The 6,000-nt window shown below is 63.6% G+C and carries 7 protein-coding genes; all 7 read right to left on the bottom strand.

The window, feature by feature from the left end; translation table 11 throughout:
• Positions 1–430: 430 nt before the first annotated feature.
• The 7 genes from DDE13_RS09835 to DDE13_RS09810 all read right to left on the bottom strand — a co-directional run bounded on the left by DDE13_RS09835 (position 431) and on the right by DDE13_RS09810 (position 5,656).
• Positions 431–886 (bottom strand): GFA family protein, encoded by a 456-nt coding sequence (locus tag DDE13_RS09835; protein ID WP_111403907.1) that lies wholly within the window; start codon positions 884–886, stop codon positions 431–433.
• A gap of 636 nt (positions 887–1,522) precedes the next feature.
• The gene (gene phnE, locus DDE13_RS09830; RefSeq protein WP_111403905.1) at positions 1,523–2,314 is read right to left on the bottom strand and encodes a phosphonate ABC transporter, permease protein PhnE; all 792 of its coding nucleotides are present in this window, start codon (positions 2,312–2,314) and stop codon (positions 1,523–1,525) included.
• 15 nt (positions 2,315–2,329) lie between these two features.
• Positions 2,330–3,130 (bottom strand): phosphonate ABC transporter ATP-binding protein, encoded by an 801-nt coding sequence (locus DDE13_RS09825; protein ID WP_111403903.1) that lies wholly within the window; start codon positions 3,128–3,130, stop codon positions 2,330–2,332.
• An 81-nt stretch (positions 3,131–3,211) separates the two neighbouring features.
• On the bottom strand, positions 3,212–3,964 hold the full coding sequence (locus tag DDE13_RS09820) for a phosphate/phosphite/phosphonate ABC transporter substrate-binding protein (RefSeq protein WP_222626072.1): 753 nt from the start codon (positions 3,962–3,964) through the stop codon (positions 3,212–3,214).
• 3 nt (positions 3,965–3,967) lie between these two features.
• On the bottom strand, positions 3,968–4,096 hold the full coding sequence (locus DDE13_RS23565; RefSeq protein ID WP_268951237.1) for a hypothetical protein: 129 nt from the start codon (positions 4,094–4,096) through the stop codon (positions 3,968–3,970).
• A 624-nt stretch (positions 4,097–4,720) separates the two neighbouring features.
• Positions 4,721–5,206, bottom strand: a complete 486-nt coding sequence (locus DDE13_RS09815; protein WP_111403901.1) for a PRC-barrel domain-containing protein — start codon at positions 5,204–5,206, stop codon at positions 4,721–4,723.
• A gap of 45 nt (positions 5,207–5,251) precedes the next feature.
• Entirely contained in the window at positions 5,252–5,656 is a 405-nt protein-coding gene (locus DDE13_RS09810) for a DUF4168 domain-containing protein (protein WP_111403899.1), read from the bottom strand.
• Between the last annotated feature and the right edge of the window lie 344 nt (positions 5,657–6,000).

Below are 6,000 nucleotides of genomic sequence, written 5' to 3'. Positions count from 1 at the left end.
GCTCGGGTTCAAGGCGGAACTCGACGGCACACCCCAGCCACCCGACGCGCTGCTGCCACCGCCGCGCGCTACGGACTCGCCTTGAAATTCGACAATCGGTCGCAGAATGAAAGTGTCACGATCCGCTCCATACGTCAGTCTGTTCCGCGAAGGGCCGCTATGTCGGTAACGCGTTGGCACAATGCTGCGCCGCCGCAAGTCCACTTTCCCGCCATCCTGTTGGATACCTTCGCTGACGCAGCGCAAACTGGGTACGTGCAGCGAACGGCGAGACGTCCGCACTGCCGTCGTGGGCCGAGTGAAGATGCTGCGAGGGGCTTGAATGGCCGCTTCGACGGGCGGCACCGCAGCATAAGGCTGGGTCGACCAGCGGCGGCTATAAGCCGTCCTTACCTAGATCTTCTGGCGGATCGTTGCAGTTATCTGGGCCCTACAAGCCATTCTGCCTGTCGATCGTCTCTGCGGGGCGACGGTACTCAAAGGGTCCCACTCCCGACCAATCCTTGCCATTGGGGAACCGGACTTCGACGCCCTCGAGCTCGTGCAGTTCGAACAGGCGCATGTTCACACCTACAATGTCGATCGGGCCGTGTTGGTCCTGGAATGGCTTGGCGATTACGAAATGCAGGGTCGTGTGACAGGACCGGCACGAATGCACTTCTGCGGCGGGGTCCGCCTTGTCATTGCGCATCACTGACGAGGTCGGCCCGTCGGTGCGGACCTGCGACGACGAGAAATACCCCCACGCGCCTCCAGACTTGCGGCAGAGATCGCAGTTGCAGTCATGTATGAATTCAGGCTTCGCTTCGATCGTGATGCGCGCCGCGCCGCACAGACAGGTTCCGGTCATTGTCTTTTCCCATTTTGCTTCGCGGTCGATTTGCATGGCACTAAACGATTGCGTCTAATTTCGGCCGGAGTAAACGGATAGGCAACCCGCCTGCACCATGAAAGTTTGTGTGTCTCCCGCTGCGCCTGACGGTGCGGCAAAAGTCAGCAACGACGAGCCGCGGTGCAGCATTGCTGAGGTGACTGGAGGTCGAATTTGGGCCGTCCAATACGTGGTGGGCGTCGCTGCACGCGCGAAATGGCCCCGCCACAATGGGGTCAGTCTGGGCTCCAAGCGGATTTGCGGCAGGGCAGCGGGTGGGTCCCTTGATAACCGCGCGGCTCTTCGTTCAAGGCCCTCAACCGACTTCCACCAACGCGCAGAATGCTGCATTACAATTTCACGAGATCAGCCATTCGCCGCAGGCGCGCGATCAGCGGCAGCGGCGCGGGGCCTTCCTGCCATTCGCGGCGCGCGCCCGGTTTGCAATGCGACCGCGAAGGTTTTCGACAGTGAACGGCACGTGTGAAGGCTCCGATGCCGCAGGCCCGTGCGGCGGCGTTGACGGACGGCGGCTGCACATGGCGCGGTTTCCGTCAGCCCCCTGCTTCGCCGCATGGGTGCATCAAGATCATCGTGTTCGCTGGCATGCGCCTGCAAGCGCCCACCTCGCGGCGCTGCATCAGCGGCGCGTCAGATGACACGCTTGCGGATCGAGGATGACAACTGTTCGAACCCGATGACCGCAACCAGCACGACGAGGATGATCGCCGCGGCATCGTCATAACGGAAAAGCCGCATCGCCGTCGACAGTTCGACCCCGATCCCGCCAGCCCCGACGAGGCCGAGCGTCACAGCCGAACGGATCGCCTTTTCGACGCTGAAAAGCGATGTCGCCGTCATCGACGCGAAGCTCTCGGGCAAGATCGCGCCCATGATGACCGAAAGCCGGCCCGCCCCGGTCGATGTCAGCGCCTCCGAAGGTCCCTTCTGGACCTCTTCGAAGCGTTCGGAATAGAAGCGCGCGGCAAAGCCGATGGTGTCCATGATGATCGCCAATATCCCGGCAAGCGGGCCGAGGCCGACCGCGACGACGAAGATCAGTGCCCAGATCAGGTCTGGAATGGTGCGCGATACCGCGATCACGAGGCGTGCGACGGTGCGCACCACCCTGTTGGGGCTGGTGTTGCTGGCCGCGAGGATCGCGAGCGGGATCGAGAACAGGCAGCCGAAGGTGACGCCTACGATGGCGATGTTCAGCGTTTCCCACATGGCGTCGGCGATGCCGTACCAGTTGCTGAAATCGGGCGGCATCGCCTGGCCGAGAAACCGCGCGAGGTTCAGCGCGCCGCGCTGCAACCGATCCAGCGACATGTCGGCCGCCCAGAGCCCCTGCAGGAAGAAGGCGAGAAAAGCCACTGCGATGATCCACGCCACCGGCGATGGACTGCGGAACCGGGGGATGGTCGGGGTCTGGTCGGACATGGTGTCTCGCTGGCCTCAGGCTGCGGCGATCTTGGCGCCGGTGGCATCTTCGGGCCGGGTCGCGCCCTCGTAGAGCCCGTCGAGGCGCGCCGGATCGATGCTGCCCGTCGCGTCGTCGATCAGGACGGTGCCGGCCTTCAGCCCGATGACGCGATCCCCGTATTCCCGGGCGAGGTCAAGCTGGTGCAGCGAACAGAGCATGCTCAGCCCTTCGTCGTCGACGATCCGCCACAACAGGTCCAGCACCTCGCGCCCCGCCTTGGGATCGAGGCTCGCGATCGGCTCGTCGGCCACCACCATGGTCGGTTGCTGCATCAGCATGCGCGCGATGGCGACCCGTTGCTGCTGGCCGCCGGACAGTTCCGTCGGCCGATGCTCCGCGCGGTCGGCGAGTCCAACGCGGTCGAGACAATCGAGCGCGCGCGCCCGATCTTCGCTGCGCGCGACCGCGTTGATGCAGTTGAGGATCCCGAGGGGCCGCTGCCCCATCACGCCGAAGAGCACGTTCTGAAAGGCGCTCAACTGCGGCACGAGGTTGAACTGCTGAAACACATAGCCCATCTGGCGGCGGGCCTTGCGCAGGGTCGCGCGGCGCGCCCCGATGATTGGGGTCCCGTCAAGCGTGACCTGTCCCGACGTGGCCGGGGCAAGCCCGTTGATGGCTCGCATCAAGGTGGATTTGCCGCTGCCATTCGCCCCCAGCAGCACAACCCCTTCGCCGCGCCCGACGGAGAATGTCACGCCGCGCAGGATCGCGAGATCGCCGTAGCTGACATGCAGGTCGCTGACATCGAGAACCGGGGCGGTCGCGGTCATGCGGTCTGTCCTTCCAAATCGAATGGGCCGCCCCGCCTGCAATCCGGCGGGGCGGCCCGTGTTGCGTGTGCCGGTGCCGGATCAGCTGCCGAGTTCGATACCCGCGGCCTCATAGGCGTCGCGCACCATGTCATAGATGGCGGGGTCGGTTTCGAAGGACATGTATGCGTCGCGCTCAAGGAACTTGTCCTCGTTGCGATCCGTTTCGATCAGCGCCGACCACAGGGTGTCGGTATGCGCGCTGAGCGTAGCGCGCAGGGCGTCGCGGCAGTCTTGCGGCAGCGACGCGCGCATGACGACCGGATCGCCGGGCAGCGTGTCGGTCTGGGCGAGCAGACGGTATTCGGTGTCGGGGTCCTGTTCGCGCACGGCGTCCCAGTCCTTGTTGCCGCCGCCCATGGCATCGACATCGCCGTTGATCAGCACCTGGATACGCGCATCGCCGGCCATGATGATTTCCAGATCGCGTTCGAGATCGAGCCCGGCCTCGGCCAGCATCATCGACGGGAAGATATGGCCCGAGGTCGAGCCTGCATCCTTCAGTGCCACGCGGCGACCTTCGAGTTCCGCGAGCGTCTCGATGTCGCTGTCCGCCTTGACCACGAAGCTGGAGCCGTAGTTCGGGCGCACGATGGAGAACAGGATGTCCATTTCCGCCAGTTGCTGGAACAGCACGAATTCCGACGGCCCGGCGAACACCAGATCGACCTCGTCGTATTGCAGCGCGTTGCCCGCTGCGGTCCGGTTGGACAGCGAGTAAAGTTCGAGCGCCACGCCGGAGATTTCTTCGAAGGTTTCGGCGAAGGGCGCGAAGGCCTCGGTCAGCGTGGTCATGCCCTAGATGCCGGTATCGGCCATCTTCAGCGGATTGGGGCAGACATCGGCGGGTGTGGATTGTGCGGCAACGGGACCGGCAAGCAGAGCTGCGGTCGCCGCGGACAGGGCCAGACCGTGAAATTTCGTCATCGTCTTGTCTCCTTTCGAGCACGAACCCGACCCGCCTAACAAGCCCACATGACAGGTAGGTGACACTGACCAAAGGCGGCGCATGGCGGCAAAACGCCAATCCCGTGTCGATTGGGGCTTATCAAGGCAATGGGTTCCATTGGTCCCGGCGCGTCTTTCAGCGACGCGCGCGGCTGAAGAAGGTTGATTGCAGACGGCGACCAGGTCGCGATTTCCGCCGCTGACGCCAGGGCGAATTGCCAAAGCCACAATTGGTCGAGCGCCCGCGGCGCTACTGGGCGCTTCGAAACCGCTGCGCGATCCATGAACCGCGGATCTGGTGAAACCATGAAGCAGCACCGGACAGGTGGGCGAGCGGAAAATCGAGCCGGCCGCATCAAGGTATGTCAGCCGCATGGGCGAGAGCTGCCTCGCCGCGCCGGCGTCAGTACAGGCTGCAAGCACCACCTCGCGCGGCGGTCCTGTGGCATGCTCGTCTTGCAAGCCCACGTGAAAAACAGGTGGGAGCTAGGATGGGGCAAGCGCTGCCGCGGCCAACGCTGGTAATCCAGACCGCGAAAATTGCGCCTGAAGTGCTGAACCGGCGCGGCCAGTGTCGGCCAGAACGAAGGCGGCCCTCCGACCTTATTGCTGCCCCGGCTCCAATTGAAGCTGACGCTCCTGTTGCGACTGCTGTTGTTGCTGCTGGAACTCGAGCGCGTCGCGGTTGAGGAAGTCTGGTGCGATTTCAAGCTGGGCGGCCGTCAGATCGACAAGGGCGACGACCGGCCGTCCTTCCTCTTCGCGGAACTCGACGGCATCGCGGGAAAGGGCCACCTGCTTGGAGCCAAAGCCGAGAAAGCCGCTGAGTTCGATAACGACCCCGGCAATCTCATGGTCGGCGTCGAAGAGCAGCGTAGCGACGGTGCCGATCCTTTTCTCTTGCTGGCCGGTGACCGGCAGGCCGATGAGATCGTCTGCCAGGGTCGTTTCCGGGGCCTGCTCGACGATGACCGTATCGCTTGGGATGGTGGGCAGAGCGGTCTCCTGTGCGCCGACAAATGACGGCGACAAGACAATGGCGAACGCCATCACGCTGCGACACACTCGAGGGTCAAGATTGGTAACCATGTGTTTCCGCCTTTCTCTTTGCTGCGCCGGCTGTCTTTCGGACGTTTACTCCGTCCGCTCGGCCAGCGCTTCGTCGACCCGCGCAGCCAGGACCGGGTCGGCCGCCGCGGTGTCGACGATTGCATTGTATTCCTCGAGCGTGATCCCGGGGGTCTGGCTGACAGCTGTCACCATCTCGGTGCCCGCCTGCCGTCGGATCTCGATTTGCTCCAGTTTGCTCTCGGCGGTCTCGAGTTCCGGGGCGTAGGCGGACCGAATTTTTTGAATCTTGGCCTCTGCCATTGCGAAGGCTTCGATCTTGTCCTCGTCGAAGGACGGGGCTTGTGCCAGTACCAACGGGGCGCTGCCGAACGTCGCGTCGTTCGCAAGTGCGACCATGGGCAAGGCACCACCGAAGACGGCAAGTCCAAACGCCGCGAGAAACGTCTTTGCCATTGGGATGTCTGTCATGATTTCGGTCTCCTCGTTCCAGCCGCCGGGCGTCTGGTGGCCACAACGCCCTGCCTAAGAGACAGGCGTTCGGTCCGGAAGGTTGCGTCAACGCCGAAAAAGTAGCGGGGCGCGGTAGAGTGCTCATGAGAGTTTCGTGCCGAGCGGCTGTCACGTGAACCGCCACGACCCAAGAGTTGCGGAGTTCCGTATAGAACCGGCTGATCGGCCGAGATCTTGCTGCGGAGACTGACCCGGATCGCCTCCATCAAAGGATGCGGGGTGTCTCTGGCCGCTGCACGTCATGCGCATCAGTGCGCGGCCGGCAAGATGCCCGACAACCCGAATTCCTGGTCAGGCCGTAT

The sequence above is a fragment of the Meridianimarinicoccus zhengii genome, assembly GCF_003254465.1.
In the GTDB taxonomy this organism is placed as follows: domain Bacteria; phylum Pseudomonadota; class Alphaproteobacteria; order Rhodobacterales; family Rhodobacteraceae; genus Meridianimarinicoccus; species Meridianimarinicoccus zhengii.
Note: the sequence above shows the minus strand (reverse complement) of the source record. Positions and strands in the feature narration are given on the sequence as shown.